General features: G+C 37.5%; 15 protein-coding genes and 1 pseudogene. 12 read left to right on the top strand and 4 right to left on the bottom strand.

Going from position 1 to position 25,186, the window contains the following annotated elements; all coding sequences use genetic code 11:
- The first annotated feature begins 5 nt into the window (after positions 1 to 5).
- Entirely contained in the window at positions 6 to 1,463 is a 1,458-nt protein-coding gene (gene gatA / locus BR62_RS0118485; RefSeq protein WP_007408915.1) for an Asp-tRNA(Asn)/Glu-tRNA(Gln) amidotransferase subunit GatA, read from the top strand.
- A gap of 13 nt (positions 1,464 to 1,476) precedes the next feature.
- Positions 1,477 to 2,907 carry an Asp-tRNA(Asn)/Glu-tRNA(Gln) amidotransferase subunit GatB gene (gatB, locus tag BR62_RS0118480; protein ID WP_003155730.1) on the top strand — a complete coding sequence of 477 codons (1,431 nt, stop codon included), beginning with the start codon at positions 1,477 to 1,479 and terminating at the stop codon, positions 2,905 to 2,907.
- Positions 2,908 to 2,971: 64 nt separating this feature from the next.
- Here gatB and BR62_RS0118475 read toward each other — a convergent pair whose 3' ends face one another.
- Positions 2,972 to 3,820 carry a TetR/AcrR family transcriptional regulator gene (locus BR62_RS0118475; protein WP_032871752.1) on the bottom strand — a complete coding sequence of 283 codons (849 nt, stop codon included), beginning with the start codon at positions 3,818 to 3,820 and terminating at the stop codon, positions 2,972 to 2,974.
- 128 nt (positions 3,821 to 3,948) lie between these two features.
- Here BR62_RS0118475 and BR62_RS0118470 point away from each other — a divergent pair, with 128 nt between their 5' ends.
- From BR62_RS0118470 to BR62_RS0118425, 10 genes are all read left to right on the top strand, one after another.
- Positions 3,949 to 7,092 (top strand): efflux RND transporter permease subunit, encoded by a 3,144-nt coding sequence (locus tag BR62_RS0118470; protein ID WP_032871751.1) that lies wholly within the window; start codon positions 3,949 to 3,951, stop codon positions 7,090 to 7,092.
- Between the two features lie 152 nt (positions 7,093 to 7,244).
- Positions 7,245 to 8,156, top strand: coding sequence for a diacylglycerol kinase (locus BR62_RS0118465; protein ID WP_007408918.1), 912 nt, complete (start codon positions 7,245 to 7,247; stop codon positions 8,154 to 8,156).
- 147 nt (positions 8,157 to 8,303) lie between these two features.
- Positions 8,304 to 9,680, top strand: a complete 1,377-nt coding sequence (gene rlmD, locus BR62_RS0118460; protein ID WP_032871750.1) for a 23S rRNA (uracil(1939)-C(5))-methyltransferase RlmD — start codon at positions 8,304 to 8,306, stop codon at positions 9,678 to 9,680.
- Positions 9,681 to 10,516: 836 nt separating this feature from the next.
- Positions 10,517 to 11,146 carry a BREX-6 system BrxE protein gene (gene brxE, locus BR62_RS0118455; protein WP_032871749.1) on the top strand — a complete coding sequence of 210 codons (630 nt, stop codon included), beginning with the start codon at positions 10,517 to 10,519 and terminating at the stop codon, positions 11,144 to 11,146.
- Positions 11,146 to 11,934 (top strand): BrxA family protein, encoded by a 789-nt coding sequence (locus tag BR62_RS0118450; protein ID WP_032871748.1) that lies wholly within the window; start codon positions 11,146 to 11,148, stop codon positions 11,932 to 11,934. The genes brxE and BR62_RS0118450 overlap by 1 nt, the downstream gene beginning before the upstream one ends.
- Positions 11,915 to 12,460 (top strand): BREX protein BrxB domain-containing protein, encoded by a 546-nt coding sequence (locus BR62_RS0118445; protein ID WP_032871747.1) that lies wholly within the window; start codon positions 11,915 to 11,917, stop codon positions 12,458 to 12,460. Before BR62_RS0118450 ends, BR62_RS0118445 begins: the two co-directional genes overlap by 20 nt.
- A gap of 13 nt (positions 12,461 to 12,473) precedes the next feature.
- Positions 12,474 to 16,100 (top strand): BREX system P-loop protein BrxC, encoded by a 3,627-nt coding sequence (brxC, locus tag BR62_RS0118440; protein WP_032871746.1) that lies wholly within the window; start codon positions 12,474 to 12,476, stop codon positions 16,098 to 16,100.
- A gap of 20 nt (positions 16,101 to 16,120) precedes the next feature.
- Complete coding sequence (gene pglX / locus BR62_RS0118435; RefSeq protein WP_032871745.1) at positions 16,121 to 19,624, top strand: BREX-1 system adenine-specific DNA-methyltransferase PglX; 3,504 nt, start codon at positions 16,121 to 16,123, stop codon at positions 19,622 to 19,624.
- A 64-nt stretch (positions 19,625 to 19,688) separates the two neighbouring features.
- Positions 19,689 to 22,202, top strand: a complete 2,514-nt coding sequence (locus BR62_RS0118430; protein ID WP_032871743.1) for a PglZ domain-containing protein — start codon at positions 19,689 to 19,691, stop codon at positions 22,200 to 22,202.
- A 5-nt stretch (positions 22,203 to 22,207) separates the two neighbouring features.
- A complete protein-coding gene (locus tag BR62_RS0118425; RefSeq protein ID WP_081906126.1) occupies positions 22,208 to 23,539 on the top strand; it encodes a BREX system ATP-binding domain-containing protein in 1,332 nt (443 codons plus the stop codon).
- Positions 23,540 to 23,947: 408 nt separating this feature from the next.
- On the opposite strand, the pseudogene BR62_RS18910 reads toward BR62_RS0118425, so the two are convergent.
- The 3 genes and pseudogenes from BR62_RS18910 to BR62_RS0118410 form a co-directional block, all read right to left on the bottom strand.
- A pseudogene (locus BR62_RS18910) lies at positions 23,948 to 24,159 on the bottom strand (TIGR01741 family protein); the annotation flags it as partial.
- A gap of 91 nt (positions 24,160 to 24,250) precedes the next feature.
- Complete coding sequence (locus BR62_RS0118415) at positions 24,251 to 24,721, bottom strand: TIGR01741 family protein (protein ID WP_032871740.1); 471 nt, start codon at positions 24,719 to 24,721, stop codon at positions 24,251 to 24,253.
- Positions 24,711 to 25,184, bottom strand: coding sequence for an antitoxin YezG family protein (locus tag BR62_RS0118410; RefSeq protein ID WP_032871739.1), 474 nt, complete (start codon positions 25,182 to 25,184; stop codon positions 24,711 to 24,713). The genes BR62_RS0118415 and BR62_RS0118410 overlap by 11 nt, the downstream gene beginning before the upstream one ends.
- Positions 25,185 to 25,186 lie beyond the last annotated feature (2 nt).

The following is a 25,186-nucleotide window of genomic DNA, read 5'->3' as shown; positions in this document are numbered from 1 at the left end:
ACAGTATGTCATTATTTGATCACAAAATCACAGAACTGAAACAAATGATACATAAAAAAGAAATCAAGATTTCCGATCTTGTTGATGAATCTTACAAACGGATCGCATCCGTGGATGATAAGGTGCAGGCGTTTTTACAGCTTGATGAAGAAAGAGCCCGCGCTTACGCGAAAGAACTTGACGAAGCGGTTGACGGACGGTCTGAACACGGTCTTCTCTTCGGAATGCCGATCGGCGTCAAGGACAACATCGTGACCAAAGGGCTTCGCACAACATGCTCAAGCAAAATCCTCGAAAACTTCGATCCGATTTACGATGCGACGGTTGTGGAGCGCCTTCAAGCCGCTGAAGCCGTCACGATCGGAAAGCTGAATATGGATGAGTTCGCGATGGGTTCTTCTACTGAAAACTCCGCGTACAAAGCGACGAAAAACCCTTGGAATCTCGATACAGTTCCCGGCGGATCAAGCGGCGGTTCCGCAGCGGCGGTTGCCGCGGGCGAAGTGCCGTTTTCACTCGGATCTGATACGGGCGGCTCCATCCGCCAGCCGGCTTCTTTCTGCGGCGTCGTCGGATTAAAGCCTACATACGGACGCGTGTCGCGTTACGGTTTGGTCGCTTTTGCGTCTTCACTGGACCAGATCGGACCGATCACAAGAACCGTAGAAGATAACGCATTCCTGCTTCAGGCGATTTCAGGCCCGGACAAAATGGACTCTACGAGCGCCAATGTCGAAGTGCCGGACTTTCTTTCTTCATTAACTGGCGATATTAAAGGCTTAAAAATCGCCGTACCGAAAGAATATCTCGGAGAAGGCGTCGGCAAAGAAGCGAAAGAATCGGTTTTAGCCGCTTTAAAAGTGCTTGAAGACCTCGGAGCGACATGGGAAGAAGTATCTCTGCCGCACAGCAAATACGCGCTTGCGACGTATTATCTGCTGTCTTCTTCCGAAGCGTCTGCAAACCTTGCGCGCTTTGACGGCATCCGCTACGGCTACCGCTCAGACAATGCGGACAACCTGATCGACCTTTATAAACAGACACGCTCTGAAGGCTTCGGCAATGAAGTGAAGCGCCGCATCATGCTCGGCACCTTCGCGCTCAGCTCCGGCTACTATGACGCGTATTACAAAAAAGCGCAAAAAGTGCGCACGCTTATTAAGAAAGATTTTGAAGACGTATTTGAGAAATACGATGTCATCGTCGGACCGACAACGCCGACACCGGCATTCAAAATCGGCGAAAAAACCAGCGATCCGCTCACAATGTACGCCAACGATATTTTAACGATCCCTGTCAACCTCGCGGGTGTGCCGGGAATCAGCGTGCCGTGCGGATTTGCGGACGGACTGCCGCTCGGACTGCAAATCATCGGAAAACACTTCGATGAAGGCACTGTATACCGCGTCGCTCATGCTTTTGAGCAGGCAACAGATCATCATAAAGCGAAACCTGAACTGTAAGGGGTGAAATGAAGTGAACTTTGAAACGGTAATCGGACTTGAAGTCCATGTGGAATTAAAAACAAAATCTAAAATTTTCTCAAGCTCACCGACGCCATTCGGCGCGGAAGCGAATACCCAAACGAGCGTCATCGACCTCGGCTATCCCGGCGTGCTGCCCGTTTTGAACAAAGAAGCGGTCGAATTCGCGATGAAAGCCGCAATGGCTTTGAACTGCGAAATCGCAACGGATACGAAGTTTGACCGGAAAAACTATTTCTATCCCGACAACCCGAAGGCATATCAAATTTCTCAATTTGACAAGCCGATCGGCGAAAACGGCTGGATCGAAATCGAAGTCGGCGGAAAAACGAAAAAAATCGGCATTACCCGTCTTCACCTTGAAGAAGATGCGGGAAAACTGACGCATACGGGCGACGGCTATTCCCTCGTTGACTTCAACCGCCAGGGCACGCCGCTTGTCGAGATTGTATCTGAGCCGGATATCCGCACACCGGAGGAAGCTTACGCATATCTCGAAAAGCTGAAATCAATTATCCAATACACAGGTGTTTCCGACTGTAAAATGGAAGAAGGTTCACTGCGCTGTGACGCCAACATTTCCCTCCGTCCGATCGGCCAGGAGAAATTCGGCACAAAAACGGAGCTGAAAAACCTCAACTCTTTCGCATTCGTGCAAAAAGGCCTTGAGCATGAAGAAAAACGCCAAGAGCAGGTGCTTCTGTCAGGCGGAGTCATTCAGCAGGAGACGCGCCGCTACGATGAAGCGACGAAAAAAACCATTTTGATGCGTGTCAAAGAAGGTTCGGACGACTATCGTTATTTCCCTGAGCCTGACCTTGTCGAGCTCTACATTGATGACGAATGGAAAGAACGCGTAAGAGCAACCATTCCTGAGCTTCCGGATGAGCGCCGCAAGCGTTATATCGAAGAGCTCGGCCTGCCGGCTTATGACGCAATGGTTCTGACGCTGACGAAAGAAATGGCTGACTTCTTCGAAGAAACGGTCAATAAAGGCGCAGAAGCCAAGCAGGCATCAAACTGGCTGATGGGTGAAGTCTCAGCTTACCTGAACGCCGAACAAAAAGAGCTTGAGGATGTCGCACTGACTCCTGAAGGCCTTGCCGGCATGATTAAGCTGATTGAAAAAGGAACCATCTCGTCCAAAATCGCGAAGAAAGTCTTTAAAGAATTAATTGAAAAAGGCGGCGACGCAGAAAAAATCGTCAAAGAAAAAGGCCTTGTGCAGATTTCTGACGAAAGCGTGCTTCTGAAGCTGGTAACAGATGCGCTTGACAGCAACCCGCAGTCAATTGAAGACTTCAAAAACGGAAAAGACCGCGCGATCGGCTTCCTTGTCGGGCAGATTATGAAAGCCTCAAAAGGACAGGCCAACCCGCCGATGGTCAACAAGATCTTACTTGAAGAAATCAAAAAACGATAAAAAAAAGCAGCCGCCTGTAAGGGCGCTGCTGACATGGAGACCGGTAAGCGCCGGTCTCTTTTTTTTATAAGCTGAAATAGGTTTCAATGGAAGCCCGCAGCATTTCAATCTGCTCATTTCCGCTGCCTGCCAAGTTGGACAGCATTCCTTTAATAATCGGTTTTCGCGGCTCTTCTTTTGCACATTCCTCTTCAATGACTTCAAGCGATACGAGGACGTCCTCAGGCAGCTCCTGCTGTGTTTTAATCTTTTGAATATCCGCAAGCAGTCTTTCTCTGTCCGCCGCGGGCTGAGTGAAGATATCCTCAGGCAGCAGCGGATCGGGATTGTCTCTTATCAGCCCCGTAATCAGATCATCGATTCTGGCAATCAGAAAGGCCGCCACGTTTTCCGTCCGGAATGCCGTATGTTCATTAAAAATCAAGAAATGAATATAGGAGCTCACAATTCCTTGCGCCATAACGGACGCATCCGCTAAAAACGGTGTGACGGCATCTCCGTAAACGGAGAGCAACGCATCCCGATACAGCATGTTAAATTGAATATTGGCCTCATGAAAATACTGTTTGACCTTTTGATTTTCAGGAATGACCTTTTCGCTCAGCAAGAGGATGATAAAGTCCTTGTGTTCCATAAATTCCTGGAATTGATATGCGATTTGTTTTCGAAATACGTCCTTAGGCGGTTTATGCTGATGTTCTGTTTTGATTTTCTTTATTTCTTCCATAGACATGCCGATGTAATACTCACATGCTGAGAGCAAAAGGTCTTCTTTTGATTTGAAATGGAGATAGAAGGCCCCTTTTGAAATTCCGCATTCACCGGCGATTTCCTGAATGGTTGTTGAAGAAAACCCTTTTTTGGCAAATAAATGGATGCCTGTTTTTATGATTTTCTCTTTTTTTTCGTTCATGACGTGCTTCCCCTTAATCCTGAAAAATTTAGAAAAATTTACTGCCTTATTAGTTGACGATGTTGAGTTATACCGTTTAGTATTATATAGAATGACCAGTCAGTCAATAAAAATTAACGGAGGACATGATGAACCACATTATTAACTTTGTACTGAAGAACAAATTCGCAGTTTGGCTGATGACGATTATCGTTACTGTAGCAGGGCTGTATGCCGGTCTGAATATGAAGCAGGAATCCATACCGGACGTCAACATGCCTTACCTTTCAGTAAATACGACTTATCCCGGAGCTGCTCCGAGTCAAGTTGCGGATGACGTGACAAAACCGATCGAGCAGGCGGTCCAGAATTTAGAAGGAGTGAGCGTCGTAACGTCCACATCCTCTGAAAACGTCTCATCGGTTATGATTGAATATGATTACAACAAGGATATGGACAAGGCGAAAACCGAAGTCGCTGAAGCGCTGGACAGTGTCAGCCTTCCTGACGACGCGAAAAAACCTGACATTTCCCGTTACAGCCTCAACTCTTTCCCGATTTTGACGCTCAGTGTGACAAGCGGCAAAAGCTCGCTTGAAGACCTGACCAAAAATGTGGAAAACACTCTCGTTCCTAAGCTTGAAGGCATTCAGGGCGTTGCGTCCGTGCAAGTTTCCGGACAGCAGGAAGAGCAGGTGGAATTCTCTTTCAAAGACAAAAAAATGAAAGAGTACGGACTTGATGAAGATACCGTCAAGAAAGTGATCCAAGGCTCTGACGTCAATACGCCGCTTGGATTGTACACGTTCGGCAACAAAGAAAAATCAGTTGTCGTTAACGGAGATATTACGTCAATTAAAGATCTGAAAGATATGAGAATTCCGGTCACATCTTCTTCTGCCGCTCAAGGTCAAGCGGGCGGAGCCGGTGCGGCATCTGCGGCGGACGCTCAGGCTATGCAGCAGGCACAGCAAAGCGCGTCAGCAGGGGTGCCGACAGTCAAGCTTTCTGACATTGCCGACATTAAAGATGTGAAAAAAGCTGAATCCATTTCCCGCACGAACGGAAAGGACAGCATCGGAATTAATATCGTAAAAGCCAATGACGCCAACACGGTAGAAGTGGCCGATGCGATTAAAGATGAACTGAATCAATACAAAAAAGACCATAAAGGGTTCAAGTACAGCTCGACTCTTGATATGGCAGAGCCGATTACAGAGTCGGTGGATACGATGTTAAGCAAAGCGATTTTCGGCGCGATTTTTGCGGTCGTGATCATTCTCTTATTCTTAAGAGATATTAAATCAACGATGATTTCTATCGTTTCCATCCCGCTGTCACTGCTGATTGCGCTTCTTGTGCTGAATCAGCTTGATGTCACATTGAACATAATGACGCTCGGTGCGATGACGGTCGCCATCGGACGGGTAGTCGACGACTCGATTGTCGTGATCGAAAACATTTACCGCCGCATGAGGCTGAAAGATGAACCTTTACGCGGGAAGCAATTGGTGCGTGAAGCGACGAAAGAAATGTTTAAACCGATCATGTCATCAACGATCGTAACCATTGCCGTATTCCTGCCGCTTGCCATGGTCGGCGGACAGATCGGCGAGCTGTTTATGCCGTTTGCATTAACAATCGTCTTCGCGCTTGCCGCATCACTGTTGATTTCGATCACACTGGTGCCGATGCTTGCGCACAGCTTATTCAAAAAATCGCTCACAGGCGCGCCTGTTAAAGCGAAAGAGCATAAGCCGGGCAGATTGGCCAATTTCTATAAAAAAGTGCTGAATTGGTCATTAAGACATAAATGGATTACATCTATCATCGCGGTTCTGATGCTTGTCGGCAGTTTGTTCCTCGTACCTCTGATCGGCGCGAGCTACCTGCCTGCGCAAGCGGACAAAACGATGCAGCTCACATACACGCCTGAACCGGGCGAAACGAAAAGCGAAGCTGAAAAAGCTGCGCAAAAAGCGGAAGACATGCTGCTTAAACGCAAACATGTCGATACCGTTCAGTATTCATTAGGCTCGCAAAGTCCGCTCGGCGGAAGCTCAAACGGCGCATTGTTCTACGTGAAATACGAGGATGACACGCCTGATTTTGACAAAGAAAAAGACAATGTCTTAAAAGAAATCAAAAAAACATCCAGCCGCGGCGAATGGAAATCACAAAATTTCAGTTCGTCAGGCAACAACAACGAATTAACGTACTATGTGTACGGAGATTCAGAGTCTGATATTAAAGGCACGGTCAAAGACATCGAAGGCATCATGAAAAAGCAGAAAGATCTGAAAGACGTCAACTCAGGCCTTTCCAGCACATATGATGAGTACACGTTCGTCGCTGACCAGGAGAAACTCAGCAAGCAGGGCCTGACGGCTTCGCAAATCTCCCAAGCCCTGATGTCCCAAACGTCACAGTCTCCTTTGACAACGGTGAAAAAGGACGGCAAAGAGCTTGATGTGAACATCAAAACAGAAAAAGACCAGTATAAGAGTGTAAAAGAATTAGAGGATAAAACCATCACATCGCCTGCAGGCCAAGAAGTAAAAATCGGCGATGTGGCGAAAGTGAAAAACGGCACGACATCCGATACCATTTCCAAACGCGACGGCAAAGTGTACGCTGACGTAACGGCAACCGTCACTTCTGACAACGTCACGAAGGTGTCATCGGCCGTTCAAAAGAAAGTTGACAAACTGGATCACCCGGACAATGTATCGATTGATACCGGCGGTGTATCAGCGGATATTGCTGATTCCTTTACGAAACTCGGCTTAGCGATGCTTGCCGCAATCGCCATCGTGTACCTCGTTCTTGTGATCACGTTCGGCGGAGCATTAGCGCCGTTTGCGATTCTGTTCTCGCTTCCGTTTACAGTCATCGGCGCATTAGCCGGACTGTATGTATCCGGAGAGACGATCAGTCTGAATGCCATGATCGGTATGCTGATGCTGATCGGAATCGTCGTCACAAACGCGATTGTCTTAATTGACCGCGTCATCCATAAAGAAGCGGAAGGCTTATCGACGAGAGAAGCGCTCCTGGAAGCCGGCTCTACGAGATTGCGTCCGATTCTGATGACGGCGATCGCGACAATCGGCGCCCTGCTTCCATTGGCATTGGGCTTCGAAGGCGGAAGCCAGGTCATTTCTAAAGGACTCGGTGTCACTGTTATCGGCGGTTTAATCAGTTCGACTCTGCTTACCCTTCTGATTGTGCCGATCGTATATGAAGTATTAGCGAAATTCCGTAAGAAAAAACCTGGAACGGAAGAAGAGTAAGACAGCGGGCCTTGGCTCCTTAAACGGAGCCGGGGCCTTTTTTCTTCTGGCAATTCCTGTACATATTGTTGCGATTTTCTCAAGTCATAGTATAATTAAAGGTTGTTAGTGTTAATAATGGATCGGATACTCTTAAGTAGGATGATGAGATAATGAAACGTGCACGCATAATATACAATCCGACTTCAGGACGGGAGCTTTTTAAGAAAAATCTTGCCCAGGTCCTGCAAAAATTTGAACAAGCCGGTTATGAAACCTCCACCCATGCCACCACATGCGCGGGGGATGCCACCAACGCCGCAAAAGAAGCCGCTTTGCGGGAGTTTGACCTGATTATCGCAGCCGGCGGAGACGGAACGATTAATGAAGTCGTCAACGGCCTTGCACCGTTAGACAAACGCCCGACACTCGGTATCATTCCGGTCGGCACGACAAATGACTTCGCCAGAGCGCTGGGCATTCCGAGAGAGAATGTACTGAATGCCGCTGATACCGTCATTAACGGCGTAGCCCGCCCGATCGACATCGGACAGGTGAACGGTCAGTATTTTATCAACATCGCCGGCGGAGGCCGTCTGACGGAGCTGACGTATGATGTGCCAAGCAAACTGAAAACGATGCTCGGACAGCTTGCTTATTATTTAAAGGGAATGGAAATGCTGCCTTCACTTCGACCGACAGAAGTCGAGATTGAATATGACGGCAAGCTGTTTCAAGGCGAAATTATGCTGTTTTTAGTGACGCTGACCAACTCGGTCGGCGGATTCGAGAAACTGGCCCCTGATTCCAGCCTGAATGACGGCATGTTTGATTTGATTATTTTGAAAAAAGCCAATCTCGCGGAGTTTATCAGAGTCGCGAGCATGGCGCTCAGAGGCGATCATATTAACGATCAGCACATTATTTACACAAAAGCGAACCGTGTGAAAGTCAATGTATCAGAAAAGATGCAGCTGAACCTGGACGGCGAATACGGCGGCATGCTGCCGGGCGAATTCGTGAACCTGTACCGGCATATTCACGTCATCATGCCGAAGGAGAAAGCGGAACAGCTGGATGATTAATACGCGGACAAAATCCTAAAACAGTATTCGTTTTAGGATTTTGTCATCTTTTCAGCGTGATCGGAAACCTTTGAAGGCTGACATTGAATTTGAAGGTTTGCCAGCACGCTGAAACAAGGCTATTGGTAAAACTAGAGGTGATTATAGATGAAAATGAAACCCCCGATAGAAAAAAATGAATACTATGATGTGACATTTGAGGATTTGACGCACGAAGGAGCGGGCGTCGCAAAGGTTCAGGGATTCCCGATCTTCGTGCCGAACGCCCTGCCTGAGGAAAAAGCGCAAATCAAAGTGACACGCGTCAAAAAAGGCTTCGCTTTCGGCCGCTTGATTGAGCTGAAGGAAGAAAGCCCGCACAGAACGGATGCCCCGTGCCCGATCTACAAACAATGCGGCGGCTGCCAGCTTCAGCACATGACCTATGAAGGCCAGCTCTTGTTTAAACAGAAACAAGTCAAAGACGTCTTAGAACGGATCGGCAAGCTGGACCTGTCCAACGTCACCGTGCACCCGACACTCGGCATGGAAGACCCTTGGAACTACAGAAACAAAGCGCAGGTGCCGGTAGGAGAACGGGAAGGCGGACTCGTCGCCGGATTCTATCAGCAAAGAAGCCATGACATCATCGACATGAGCGCCTGCCTGATCCAGCAATCCAAAAACGACGAAGCCGTTCAAGCTGTCAAAGACATTTGCACCTCATACGGCGTCAAAGCCTACAACGAAGAACGCCACAAAGGCTGGCTCCGTCACATCATGGTGAGATACGGCGTCGTCACGGGCGAAATGATGATCGTCTTCATCACAAGAACAAGCGATTTTCCGCACAAAGCGAAAATCATCGAAGACATCACGGCGCAATTCCCGCACGTCAAATCCATCGTGCAGAACATCAACCCAAATAAAACAAACGTCATCTTTGGGAACGAAACAAACGTCATCTGGGGCGAAGAATACATCTACGACCTCATCGGAGACGTCAAATTCGCCATCTCCGCCAGATCGTTCTATCAGGTTAACCCGGAGCAAACAAAAGTGCTCTACGACAAAGCGCTTGAGTACGCGGAGCTGCAAGGAGAAGAAACCGTCATCGACGCCTACTGCGGCATCGGAACGATTTCTCTCTTCTTAGCGAAGCAGGCGAAGAAAGTATACGGCGTCGAAATCGTGCCGGAAGCCATTGAGGATGCAAAACGCAACGCTGAGCTGAACGGCATCACGAACGCAGAATTCGCAGTCGGAGAAGCGGAAACCGTCATTCCGAAATGGTATGAAGAAGGCATCACGGCCGACACCCTCGTCGTTGACCCGCCAAGAAAAGGCTGCGACGAAGCCCTCCTGCGGACAATCATCGACATGAAACCGAAGCGGGTGGTGTATGTGTCCTGCAATCCAGGCACCCTTGCAAGAGACCTGCGGGTGCTTGAGGATGGCGGGTATCAGACGCTCGAAGTGCAGCCTGTGGATATGTTTCCGCATACGAATCATGTGGAGTGCTGTGTGTTGATAGAATTAAAATAGAAAATCAGTTGGTACTTTTAAAATCGATAATGAATTTTAGCTAAACCATCTATATTTATTTATAGCCTATCAATTAAAGTAATTGACTGTTTCAGATTCTGTAAAAAGATAAATTCTTTTTCGTATTGAGTTTACTGTTTTTGTCTCTTAAGTCGTATACTTAATATTGATAGGTATCATTTAAAATAATTCCATTTGAGAGTCAATAACTAATTTTGTTTTGTCTTTAGTTTTTATTTCTGGTTCATCTTTTATTTTTTGGATGGTTCGCTATTCATTTCTGTATTTAAGGTTATTTGTTTTACTAAATATGGTTATAATTATTCTAATTTACTTTTAATCTTACTAAGGTCCATTAACACAATAAGTAAGCTCGTTTTTCATAAATATAATGCTCGTTATAGTTTTGATTCCATGCCTGATTTAGTTTCACATATATATCTATATGTTCTTTTTAAAGTATCCTTTTACCGCAGTCATTACAAATAGTTTGTGTATAGATACTTTTCATTTGAGGCCTTGACTCTTCTTTATTGTATTTTAATCTGAAATAAGGACTCTTTTAATTATTAAGTCATTATTATTTTCTATTACACTTTATCCGATAGAATAAGATTGCTTTGTCGCCAGGTACAGTTAACCGCAGCAACAGTTAATCTTCCAAAATTGAATTCGATAATGTAAATATATTTTTGATGGTTTGAATAAACTAAGTCGATTTTATAAAAGTGTATTGACAAATTTTTCGAAATCATTTATGTCAAACTGACTTTATGCCATAATTAAATACGTATAATATGACTATTCAGACTATTCATTTATAGGAGTGTTTATTGTTGAAAAAGATTTATGAATTGATTATAAACAATCTAAAAGAAAGCGATATACAGGATCTACGTGTTTCAAAAAAAAATTTAGCAAAAGTCATTTATTATCGCTTGTTAATAGCAAGATTAGGTGAGGAAGACAATAATTTTTGGTGGGAATCACGTATTTTAAGTTCGGTGGGGCGAATAAACATGATGCCTTTTTTACCGAGAACATTTCATCATCAAAGGTTTGAAATGGCTCAAAAATGTGTCCGTCAAAAGGAATTAAGTTCTATCAATGTAAATAAGGTGATCACTTTATATCATTTTGGTTATGAATTTGAAAATAAAGTATTTGAACCTGCTTTAAAAATGCTTGCAGCCAGATCAGTTTGGAAAGAAATTCTCGATGAATTAGAAAACATTGAGAATATTTTCTTTGATAAGCACTGGGCAAGGGATTATTTTAATGAACCGCGTATGGAAACGTATGAAAATGTATCAGGAGATACATTTGAATTAGGTTCAAAAAGAAGATATTTTTACATTCATCCAGAGGAATTAGAGGAAGTATTACTGAACTTAATTTCTGTATTTGATTATGCCAAACGTGGCCACATAACGATACCATATTATAAGAGGGTTGCTGTAGATTAATGACTGAAAAATATACTGCTGAATTAAAAACTGTAGGTGCTGAATTTGAAGCGTCCCTTGTTTTATTAAGAAAACTTTTTGAATTAAAAAGCCTAAATTTATTAGAGGTAGATTTATATGAAAATAATTTAATGTTGAAAAGGTCAAGACATCGAATAAAAAGGTTTTACGAGGTAATAAAGAGGCGTTACTTATCAGAATTCAATAAACATGATTATGTGCAGCTACCTCTGTTGGATGCGCTTCAACATTTGTCTAAAGAGGAAAGTGTTAGTCTCCTTTACTTTCATTTATGTTTATCAGATAAAATTCTATATGATTTTGTGAAAGAAGTAGCATATCCTCGATATGTTAAAGGGTTTTTAGGAGTATCAAATGAAGATTCAGAAGCATTTCTCATAAGTTCTTCGGAAATACATGAAGAAATGAAAGATTGGACAGATCGTACATATAAAGATTTAAAATCAGCCCTTATTACAGTCTTATGTGAAGTGGGCTTCTTAAAAAACAGAAAGAACCCTCAGTTTAATGAGGAACTATTCATATCACATAGAGTTTTCGGGTATCTACTTTATTTTAATATGGACTATATTCAATCACTTAATGATGTTTACGATCATGATGATTTTAAGCTTTTTTTTCTAGACAAACAACAACGTAAATTGATGATTAAAGAACTAAAAAACAGTGGAGTCATACACCTAGAAGAACAAAAAGAGACAATTATAGATTATAAGTTTCCATCTTTAAAGGAGTTTGTTGTCCAATATGTTATCGGAAAAGATTAATCGGTTAAAAAGTATGATCTTTAATAATCAATTAGCATGGAGCCGTCAATCAGGTGTTCCATTTATTTTATTTGCTATAAATGAAAGCGAACAATTATATCTACAGCCTAAGCTTGAAGAAATACAACAAGATGGTAAAACACAAGGTTATCAAGTATTAATTGTAAATATAGAAGAATTACTTTATCAGCTTTTATTAAAAGATGAGAATGATGACTTGACTGAGATGTATAAATTTGAAAAGGACGATTACAAAGAATTTATGGAAGAAATGCAAAATACAATGCTGAAGTTACTATATGAATGGATTTTAAAGAAAGCTGAGCAAATAGGAACAAACGGACGAATTATATTTACAAGAGTAGGAAGTACAGCACCGCATTTTAGATTCATTCAATTACTTTCTAAATTAGAAAATAAAGTATTAATTCCGCTATGTTTTTTTGTACCCGGTACTGTAAGTTCAACTAGGTTTATTATGCTCGATGATGTTGATATAAGTGGTTCAAGAGCATTTTATTTATGATGGGGTGAGTTAAGTGACAAAAATACATGATATATTTCGGGACGATATAAAACGGGAAATCAATCCTGTTGTAAAGGTTCAAGATGATAATTTAAGACATATTCGTCAAGAACTACAAGAATATGTCATAACTGAACAAATACGCGAGCATTACAAAAAGGCTTTCAAAAATTATCTTCAAGGTAACAAATACTGCTATTGGATTTCTGGATGGTTTGGTTCCGGTAAATCTCATTTTACAAAATTATTTGGACACGTCCTTGGCAATTATCAATTCGGAGATTCAACAAGTACAGATGTATTTTTAAGTAGGGACGAATCAGGAGATCTTCGTCCATTAGTAGAAAAAATTCGTGATGATTACGAAACTGAAATATTAATGTTTGATATATTAGAGGATACTGCCTATGACAGTAACAATCAGCAGCAAAGTATCTCCATTACTATATACAAACAATTCCTAGCCTATTTAGGTTTTTACAGCCATATTTTATGGGTTGGTGAATTAGAATACGATTTGTATGAACAAGGTTTATATGATGACTTTAAGAATGAGTTTGAAAAGATTAGCGGAAAAAATTGGACGATATCTCGTGAAAAACCTTCACGACAAAAATCAAAGATTGCAAAAACTCTATCTATAATTAAACCTGAAGATTATCCATCTGAATCAATTGCTTTGGACGCAATCAATAGCATTCAAAGTGACTTTTCCATGTCACCGAAAAGGTTAATTGAAATTTTAAAGGCTTATATTGAAAATAGAAATAATAATGAGAAAAAAAGAAGATTATTGCTACTTATTGATGAAATGGGTCAGTTTATGGCAAGAGACGACCAAAAAATCAGTGAGCTACAAGGAATTTCTCATCAAGTAGAGGTAACAGGACAAGGTAAGGTATGGCTTGGAGTTACTGCACAAGAAGAATTAAAAGCAGTTGTAGAAGATGCCATAAAATTTAATGATGAGCTAGGAAAAATTGCGGATCGTTTTGAAGTGAAGATTCATTTAACACCTGAAAATCTAGATTCAGTATTGTATGAACGTGTACTGAAGAAAAAGCCAAATTCAATATTAAAATTAGAAGAGGAATATGATAAGTATTCAGGAAAATTAGAATCAGTTTTGCAATTTCTAGATGCAGACCGGGAATTACCTGATTTATCGAAAGGATACTTTGTCAAAGCATATCCTTTTTTCCCTTACCAATTAGGAATTATTAAGGATATTTTTGTAAAGTTTCTTCAACGAACGGAATCAAATAAAAAACATGGTGGTACTAACCGCAGTATGATCAAAACAACCCAAGGAATTTTAACGAATGCTGAAAATCAATTTGATGAAATGAAAATAGGGACTTTCGTTACCTTGGATCAAGTTTATGCAGAAGCAAGAGCTTCAGATTTTGTTCCTTCTACAGTAATTGATGCTGTAAATGAAGTAGACAAAGCCGATCCAGAAAATCCTGAGTTTACAAAAAAAGTGCTAAAAGTTTTATATCTTCTAGATTCGATTAATTACTTACCAAGAACACTTGATAATTTAACAAAGCTACTCTTTAGTCAAATTGAAATTAATTTCCATGCTTTAAAAGATCAAGTAGAAACTTCTCTGAAGAAACTTAGTAAAGCAGGGTTTATTGAAAGAGAAGGTGAAGTATATAGCTTTTTATCACCCGAAGAACAGAATTTCAGACATGAGATTCTCGCTGAACAAGAGGAAGTAAGAACTAGGGCAATTTCAGTGTATGTAAGAGATATCCTTAAAGATATATTTAATCAAAATAAGGTCTTATATAAACAAATTCGTCTCTTTTCAGTAGAGATGTTAGCAGATGAAGAGAAATACATTGGTGGAGCTGAGATTTCCTTTGAAGCATTAAGCCCTGTAATACTTATCAACGATGAGTCTATACGTGATAAAAAGAAAAGGGAATCAATTAGAGAAGAAAAACGAATTTATTGGCTATCAGAACCAAATGATGAGATTGAAGATATGATAAGAGAATATCTCGCTCGCCAATCAGCAATTGGGAAACAACGTGAAAAAGCTGATGAAGAAAGAATGTTCTTCTTGAGAAAGGAAGAACAAAAAAATCAAAATTTAGCATTAGAGATAAAGCGTAAAGTGAGATCAACATTTCATTCAGGTTCTTATCTATATCGAGGAAAAGAATTTGATTTACCCAAGGGGGAAGAAATCAAATCAATTTTTGATTCATTAATTAGCAATGTTATCCCGAATGTTTATCCTCGTTTTGATGATGCAGCAGTGAAAATAACTTCTACACATATTGATGAGGTTTTCAACCAAAATTTCCATTCAGCCTCAATCGTGTTTAAAGAGTTAAATATTTTGGATAATGAACATCAGATTAATCAGAGTTCCAAAGTATTAAATGAAGTTTTAACCGAAATAAAATCCCGTTATAATCGATTCGGTGTTTGTACTGGAAATGATTTATTAGATAACTTTAGTGGTAACCAGTATGGTTGGGACAGTATGGCTATTCGCTTTTTTTCGGCATTATTATTCCGTGGTGGATTTATTGAAATTGAAATCAAGGGGAAAGCAATTAGAAGTTATACAGAATCTGGTGTTAAAGAGATTTTTGAAAAAGAACCACATTATAAATCTTGTCAATTTATTGAGGTCAAAAATGTCGATCCTGCTATACGTCAACAATGTAAAAAAATATTAGAGTCTGAATTTGAGGAAACTGTTGAAGCAGATACCATTCCCGAATATTATTTAAAATCCATTAAGGTCGCAAATCACATTTTAAGACAAGTAAGAGGATTGGTTGTATCAGCAAGGGAAAATCAGTTGCTTGTTATTGAAAAGTTGGAAAGAATTGAAACGGCTTTTGAGAAAATTGTTAATAAGAATCAATCAAGCGAAGCCATCATTGCTTTTGTTGATGTTTATCAGCAATTAAAAGATGAACTAAACTTGATGAAAAAATTTGAACGGTTTGTTTTAAATGGACAAATCAAGTCTATTCAAGAAATAAAAAAGTTTATTATAGATGTTTGGGAGCCACAGCTTTTTCCAAAGGAAGAGGCTCTACAACAGAAGGTTCAAATTATACTAGAGGAACTTAGCTCTAATGTATTTATTGATGATTGGATAAATATCCAAGGAGATTATCAAAGTCTAAAGAGTCATTATGAAAAGCATTACAATAGCCTCCATTCCAGAGTAATGAAGAATATTGAGGCTATTATTGAGGAAATTGAGCAATTTCCTCAATTTGATTTGTTTGAAGCATTGGATCAGAAGAAAATATTAGAACCTTTAAGTAAGCATTTTCAACCTGATTCTTCACTAGATCGCCGTAATTATGATTTTCTAGAACAATTGGAAAATGCATTACCAAGTTATAAACAGAATTCTATTGAAATGTATGGTGAATATGTTAAGGAATTGAATAGTCCAACCGTAACACATCCTGATTTCGATTCTGATGATGAAAGTGTTGAAATTGAAAAGAAACCAGTTTTTAAACAAATTCGAATTGGTGACTTAATGAAAACTAGACAGATTTCTTCTGAGGAAGAGTTAAAAGAGTATATAAAAAACTTAGAGACTAAATTAAGAGAAGAATTAAACAAAGTTGACTATTTCTTCTTATCTTAATGAGATAGAAGGGTTGATATATGAAACCAGAACAAAAAAAGGCTATAAACCGAACAATATTAAAATGTAGAGAGATGCTAGAAAAAGATATTGAAAATCGTCTTGTAACATATGGCATTCTAATGGATGAACCTTGGATCGAAAAGGATAAATTATCACTTTCCGATGAACAAGAGCAAGTATATAAGGATCTTCGTGATGCAATTGCAAAAGAAATGAAAGGTGGGCTTTCTGAGAAGGAAGCCCTTATCTCCTACATACGTGAAGTAACATATACATATTTAAACCGTATAGCTGCACTTCGCGTAATGGAAGTTAGAGGCTTAATGGAAGAAGTACTTGTTCAAAAAGAAGAATACAGTAATCGCTCCTATGGGCATCGGAATTTCTTTGAGATTGCACGCGAATTTTGTAAGTTACAATCAGATGAAGGCCTATCCTATTTTATTTCCTTGATTTTCAAAGAAGTATCCGCAGATATTGGATTAGTATTTAATATCGATGATGAGTATTCAATTATTGGCCCTAGTAACCACGCTCTTGTAGAAATTATTCGATTACTTACAACTGATATTGATAAAGAATCATGGCAACAAGACGAGATTATTGGATGGATTTATCAATATTTTAACGAAGAAGAAAAAGACGATGTCTTTGATCGCTTATACAACAAGAAAGAAAAAATTAAAAGTATTGATATCCCAGCTGCTACTCAATTATTTACTCCAGATTGGATTGTAGAGTGGATAGTCAATAATTCTCTTGGAAAGTTACGTGAGGAAATTAACAATGGAGAAAGAGAACATAAAAAGCTTGAAAAAATTAAGCTATTGGACCCTTGTTGTGGTAGTGGTCACTTTTTAGTAAAGGCGTATGATCTGTTTTATCAATATTACATAGAAGATGGCTATTCAAGAGAAGAGATTCCATTTCTTATACTTGAAAATAATCTTCATGGAATAGACATCGATACGAGAGCAATACAACTTACTGCATTAATACTATATATAAAAGTAAGAGTGTCGTTAATAGATGCAGGGATTCAAGAGTTAAATGAAAAAATTACTGTTAATCTTGTATGTGCGGATGCTGTTTTATTGAATGGTGATCGCCTAACAACAATGAAGAAACAATTTGAGAATAATGATACTGTCTTAAAAATGATTGAAATTATTTACGATGAATTTAAAGATACTCGATTAAAGGGTAGCTTAATTCAACCAGAAAAAAGGTTAATCCCTTTAATTGAAGAGTATAAGGTCAAAAAACAAAAGATTCTAAAAAAAGGAAAGAAAAATGAGGATCTTGGACTATTTGAAGGATTTGATGAATTTGAAAAAGAACAAGAAGAGACTGTTCTTAACAAAAGTGAAAAAGAACTATTTAAGTACTTAGAACAAGTCTATTCACAAGCTACAAGGGCAAATGATATTAATAATCTGTTATTTGCAAACGAAGCTAAAAAATCTGTATTATTACTTAATACTTTCCTTCAAAAATATGATGTTGTGGTTACGAATCCACCATATATGGGAAAATCAAATATGAATGAGGTTTTAAAGGATTTTGTAAACGATAATTATAAATTGGCTAATCAGGATTTATACTCCATCTTTATAATGAGAGTTATGGATTTCTTGGACAATGAAGGATTGATGGGAATGATTACTCAAGAATCATTTATGTTTATTAAATCCTATATTGAACTGAGAGATTATATTTTAAATAATTCAGCTATATATAAATTCGTGCATTTAGGAACCAGAGCATTTGATGATATTAGTGGTGAACGGGTTAGTACATCGATGTTCGTTCTCAAGAAAGGTATAGAGTCGGAATCAGATAGCCTTTTCATTAAATTAGATCATTATCCACACTCAATTGAAAAAAGAAATAATATAGAAAATCAAACTAACCTATTTCCAGTAAAACAAAGTTTTTTTAAGAAGCTTGAAGGAAGTCCTTTTTTGTATTATTTACCTGATGAAATAAAAGATATCTTGTCTACAACTGCTTCATTTGTTGAATCATTTGGAGAAGCAAAAACTGGAATAAACACAGGTAATAATGATTACTTTGTGAAATTTTGGTGGGAAATTAATGGGGAGTCTGAAAGGAACTTTGTACCTTATGCAAAAGGGGGAGGTTCTGAGAAGTTTTATGGTACTTTGAAAAGTGTAGTTGACTGGCGACCTGAAAAAATGAAGGAATATAAAGGATGTAGATTAATGAATCAAAGTCTTTTCTTTAAGGAAGGACTAACATTTTCAGGTGTAGGTAGCAAAGGATTTGGTGTAAGGTTTTTACCAGATGGATTTGTATTTGACTCTGGAGGATCTTTTATAAACATTAAGAAAAATGTAGATAAATTTTATGTTCTCGGAATATTAGCATCTGATTTTGCAGACTATTTATTAGATCTTTATAATCCAACAATAAATTTTAAAAATAACGATATCCATCGTTTACCTGCAATATTTGATGATACTTTTCAAAAGAAAATATCGAGTAATGTAAAAAGGATTATTGATCTGAAGAAACAAATACTTTCTTATGATGAAAAGGAAAAAAATTTCAATATAGATAATTTTATATTAAATGATGGTTCGTTTGTAGATATTATCAAAAAGTTACTAAAGATAGAAAAAGAATATTTAATTCTGATCGAGGAAAACAATTCTCATGTTTACGATTTGTATAAGATAGGTGAAAGAACAAGAAAACTGATTAATGAAGAAATAACAAAAACAAGAAAAATAATAAATAAGATCCCGCATGAACAAGATTTTGAAAGATGGTTTGAGAAAGAAGGCAAAAATGTAAATAGGCTCAATTTGATTCAATATCTTGAAAGTAAAGACTTTATTCCAAATAAAATATTTAAAGATTTTTTCACTTCCTTCTCCTTTATTATGGTTGGAATAATATTTGGAAGATGGCATATACAAGGGTTTGGTAATAACCAAAAAGAAGGTATTCTAGTACTAGATACAAATTTTATTGAGGACATTCTTTATGAAGTAATTGAAGTTATTTTTGGTGAGGACAATTTTGAGAAGGTTATTGACGAAGAGATTCCGGAAATAATAGGTAAGGATTTATTGGATTGGTTCAAAAAAGATTTCTTTGTAGAACATATCAAAAAAGAACAATATCAAAGTCGACCTATATATTGGCATGTATGTAGTCCGAATAAAACATTTAATGCATTACTATACTATCATGAATTAAATGATGATACGCTTTATAAATTAAAATCTAATCATTTAAAGCCAAAAGTAGATAATATAAGGAATGATCTAAATTTCTATCGTGAAAAGATGTCCTCTTCTGATGATAAGAAACAAGCAAAACAATATGAAAACAGAGTCATCGAGTTGGAAAAACAGGTAGGCGATTTGGAAGTATTTGATAAGCAAATAGAAGAAATTATTGCGTCTGGTTACAAGCCAGATATTGACCAAGGTGTTTTATATAATATCACACCATTAAATCCAATATTAGCTAAGAAAATAGAGAAATAATCATTTGAGAAGGGAGGAAAATTGAAAGTACCTGCAGTTTATATTGTAGGTGCTTTTGTATAATATGAAAAAGTCATTTTACGATATGGTTGCATCTGATTTGAACAGGCATTTTCAAAAGAGATCTGTTGTTATTTGGTTGGATAAATATCAAACTTTCACATCTGAATATGAAAGGTATGTCAAAGAAGAGAAAATAAGCCGCTTTGTTTTTGAGGGAAGTTTCTTAAAGTTGAGGCATCAAATTGTCCAATCTTATCCTAACTTTGAGGGACGAACATTAATTTATATACCGGGTAACAATAAAGATTTAACCTTATTAAAAGAGTACAATTGGTTAGCAGAAATTTTTAATGATTCTATTCGAGACTTGCTATCTAAACATTACAATATTAATCTGCCTTTAAATGAAAATGACCGTTTACAAAAACAATTATTATTTATTAAAACAAAATGGGATATTTTATCTGATGATCTGATTGAAAATTTGACTGAAGAAAAACTAGAGCAATTCATTTTACAAGATCATTTATCAATGGATGAGTTGGACAAAAAAGAAACAATTCTTCGTTTTATTACTGATGAAACTTACTATCAGACCTTAAATGAGTTAGAAAATCTATCTGCTTTCTGTCAATTGGCGAATGACTATTATGGTTTTAACTTTGATGAGCAGCAGCCTTATGAAGAAATAGTAGAAGTCATTGCCAGCACTTTAATCAAAACTGAACTGTCACTTGATACTCATAATCCTCAGTATACCGAAAATCCTAAAATAGCTCATCGTAGAAGTGAGTTATTTCATCAATGGTCAAAACATGATTTTTATCGTAGTAATTTTGAGGAATTGTCTAAGAAACTTTCTGAACAATATAAGCAACAAATTTCTTTGAAGGAAACAGAAGAATTATACTCAATAAAAGGGTTCTCTATTATTGATGAAGAGTTATGGAATCGAATTGAAAATCAACTTCTTCTCAATGAGATTAATACTGAACTATTAAAATCACCATCGATTGATCAATTAATATTAATAGCGGAATCTCGAATAACCAGAGCAGCCGATAAAGAAATTATTCAAAAATGGGATGCATTAGCTCAATTATTACATTTTATTGTCGAGCTAAATAAGTTTAAATATTATATCAATCAACAATCTATGTTTCAGGATGCTGAAAGTATTGTCAAAGAGTATATTGAACAAAAATGGTGGACCATTGATTACCGTTTCCGGAAAGCGGAGGAACAATATAAAGAAAATAATAATCTAATTTTAGCACTTATTAAATATGCTAATGGGCAATACATACATCATTTCTTAAAACCATTGAACGCTCAATTCCAACGCTGTTTAAAACAAAAACTCGATTTTTCAATAAACGGTATTACACCACAAAGGCATTTTTGGCAGGAACATTTGATCAGTTATAGTAAGAAAACGGCAGTCATTTATGTCGATGCATTACGGTTTGAAATGGGAGCTGAGTTGCAGTATTTAATTGACGAAGAATGGCAGGTTGAAGTTGATACTTTACTCTCTTCCTTACCTTCCATTACAAAGATTGGTATGACTGCTTTATTACCACTTTCTAAATCAATACTAGAATGGAAAAAGGAAAAAGAAGATTTTGTTATTTATGCTGAAAATAATATTCCAATCAATAATAAAAAAGATCGTATCAAGTTTTTAGAAAATGGACTTGGTGCAAGCGGGAAAGTAGTTAATCTTGAAAATTTTTATCGACTTTCAAAACAACAAATCACAGCCGAAATGAGTGATATAGAAAACCTCATTATATATTCTAACGAAATAGATACTACCGGAGAAAATATTGAGGATTCAGCTGTTTATTTGTTTCCACAGCTTTTAAAAAAGATAAAAATTGTAACTGAGAATTTATTAAAAGCTGGTGTTGAAAAAGTTGTTATTACTGCTGATCATGGATTTTTACTTACAAATGGATTGGAAGGATGGAATCAAATTTCTTTATCCAATGAAATTGATGTAGTTAAAAAATCCCGTCGATATGCAATTGCTGATAATAAGATAAAGGGGGACTGGATAGTAAAAGAACTATCTTGGTCTCATCATAAAGGAGATTTTTATCAATATTATCCTTCAAGTAATTACTTTTTTAAAGCTAACGGTGGTGCTAAGTTTAGCCACGGTGGTTTATCGGTTCAGGAAGTTATTATTCCTATTTTAACTGTATCACGCATGAATACATCAAAAGAGTATATTGAAGATCCAAGAATAGAACAAAGACAATCTTCATTAATAGAAATAAATAAAATCGATGAAACTGTAAATATACAAGATCAAATAAAAAATTACTTGGATGAACAAACAGACGACTTATCAAAACGTGAGAAATTTTTGTTAAGTTGTTTTTTGGATAGCACAAAGTGGAATGAAAACGAACTATTACAAAGAGCAGCTACAAAGGGAATCAAATTTAAATCGATTTTAGTATCTGAGGCAATGTCCGATTTGATCTTGAGCCTAAAAAATCAAGATAAAGATTGGTTTATGACTGAAATGATTAACGATACTATTTACGAATATTCTATCAAGTAGGTGAAATGATGGATATTAACACTGGCGAAACAATTTTGCGCGCTTTAAGAAATGGAACTGTCCCAAACGTTGGTACACACTTACTTTTAGCTGGAAATAAAAAAGAAAAAGAACATTTAAATAACGAATTAGACTATACAACATTCGATAATAACAATGGACATGCTGGTTTTAAATTTTTATATGGCCCATACGGTTCAGGTAAATCATTTTTATGTGAAGTATTAAAAGAAGATGCTTTTGAAAAAGGATATGCAGTTTCTGAAATTGTTATAAGTAAAGCAGTACAATTGCAAAATTTTGAGACAGTATACCATGCAATCATGACAGGCCTAAGAACCAGTACTCAACGGGATTATTCTGCATTTAGACAAGTCATTCAAGAGTGGCTTTCAAAAGAAAAAAAAGATATCATTCGGAAATTTGACCTTAATCCAGATGATATTGATGAAGATGAAATTCAACTTATGAATTTACTTGAACAAAAGATAAGTGATGAACTATCAAAAGCGAATGCAACTACTCCGGGAATTGTTCAAGCTTTTCATAGATTTTATAAAGGTTTGATGGATGGTAGTCGTCAGCTTTCTGATTGGGCACTTGGTTGGATTGCAGGAGATACCAGTATTGATAGAGTCGCTAAATCAAAAATTGGAGTAACTGGAAAAGTAGATAAAACAAATGCATTTGAGTTTTTACTTGCGCTTTTACATATTCTAAAACTATCTGGATACAAAGGACTGTTAATTATTATAGATGAAGTAGAGATAGTTAGAAAAGAACGTAAAGATATAAGATATCAAGCATTTGAAAATCTTAGATTTTTAATTGATATGGTTAGTAAGGATCGCTTAAAAGGGTGTTATATGCTGTTTACAGGCACAGATGAACTTATTGAAAATGAAGACCGATCTATTAAGGAACATGATGCACTCTTTTCTAGAATAAAACCATTATCTTTGCAACAAAAAGATGTTGTCAAAAGGGTGTTTTCAACACCACTTTTGAAGTTAAATCGTTTTTCAACTGAACAGTTAATTGAAGCATCTCATAAAGTTCGTAATATTCATGGATCTGTTCATGATTGGCTCCCCGAAACTGTAATTGATGACTCATTTATTAAGCAGTATGTTGAATCCTTTACTGTAGCATTTGATAAAGAAATTACCATATTACCTAGAACATTTTTGAGAGAATTTTTATTTGTATTAGATGCAGCTAAGGAAGGTAATGATGTTCGCTCTTTATTAAATATTAGTTCAAAAACAGTTGAAAGAATAAAGCACAATATTGAAGTCGCTGGTGGAAGAGAAACGGCAGTTGATATTGAACTATGAGTTAGTCCGTCTCACGGTTATCTTAGAGGCTTCAACAGGGGATTGTAGATAAACTTGGTTGGAAGTCATTAAGGAGTGTTCAAGAAGATAACATTCCGGCTATATTAGCAGGTAATAATGCTATTATACAAGCAGCTACAGCAGGGCGGTAAGACAGAAGCTGCTTTCTTTCCGATACTGAGCACTATTCATGAAAAAGCTTAGATCCTCTTTCAGCAATTTATATAAGTCCTATTAGAGCTTTGTTAATTAATCAGGAATATTGTTTGAAGAATTTAGGTTCATTAATAGGAGTTGCTGCATTTAAGTGGCATAGTGAAGTAGCTTCAGGTGATAAAAAGCATTTTAAGAATGATCCTAATGTATTTTTTATCAGATGAGTTAGAAGAAAGATTCGCTGGAAAAACTTTCTAGACTTATGTGTTTGAAGATATCTTTACTTACGTTGTATGGGCAGGTATATCTTGCGAATAAATCATTTGACATTTTTCTGGTGTCTTGAAGTGAAAGAGAACCATGGTAGAGTCATCTAATACTTCTGCATAAAGATATATTTTTGCCCATTCACAAGGTATGATGTCATTTAATTTATCACAAATAATCTGGTACAAATCTTGCATTTTTTTAGTTTCCAACCTTTTAAACTCCTATTGTCGAGAGATCTTAGTTATAAAAAATAGCCCAGCAAAGAAGTGCTGAGCCATTATTGATTTATAGACCGAAGTAGCTTATTACAAATTCTTTATCGTCCTCATCTTTAGGCAATATCCCTAAATTTTGATATTTCCAAACATCTCGTCTTTGAAGGTCATCAAGTTCAGAGGATAAAACATCATCATAATTATAATCAATTGAAAACTTTCCGGTGTTTTCTAATTTTAAAGTGAGATTTGTCCAAATATCTTGATTGCCTAGTTTAAATTCTTCTTTTAGTTCTTCAAAAAGCTCTTGAAGTTCAATTAGCAGTTGATCGTAAATCTCTTCGCTCACATCAAAATGTTCAGGTATATTATGAGAAAATAAATAATCACTGTTATTTGGTGTTGTAAAATAAAAGTATATATCCGCTGAGTCATCAAGTATTTCAGCATATAAAACGATCTTTTCCCATTGAAATGGAATCATTTCATTTAGATGTTCAGCAATCTTTTGATATAGTTTGCCCATTTTTTCATTGTTCATTTAGATATTGTTCAAGGAACTTTCTGCTGCTCTCGCTTATTGGCGTAATTCCCAAGTGCTTATATTCCCAAATGACTTGTCGCTCAGTATCAGTATATTTTGAAGCGAGTACATCTTCATAATCATAATCAATTGAGAATTCACCGTTTCTATCTAAATTTAGTGTGAGGTTAGTCCAAATATCTGAGGATTGCTTTTTAAATTCATCCCTTAATTCATCAAATAAATCTTGAAGGTCTAGCAGCATATTTTTGTAAATTCGATTACTTACTTGAAAATGTTCTGGAATATCGTGTGAATAAATATATTCTTCGTCTTCATGTGTGTTAAAGAAAAAATAAACTTCTCTGGAGTCATCTAAAATTTCGGCGTATAGAGTAACCCTCATCCATTCGGAGGGAATCATATCATTTATTTTTTCAGCAATCTTTTGATATAGTTGTTCCATTTTTGTAGTTTCCATTT

Source organism: Bacillus sp. UNC69MF, assembly GCF_000746035.1.
Taxonomy (GTDB): domain Bacteria; phylum Bacillota; class Bacilli; order Bacillales; family Bacillaceae; genus Bacillus; species Bacillus velezensis.
This window is presented reverse-complemented; position numbering and strand designations above follow the sequence as displayed.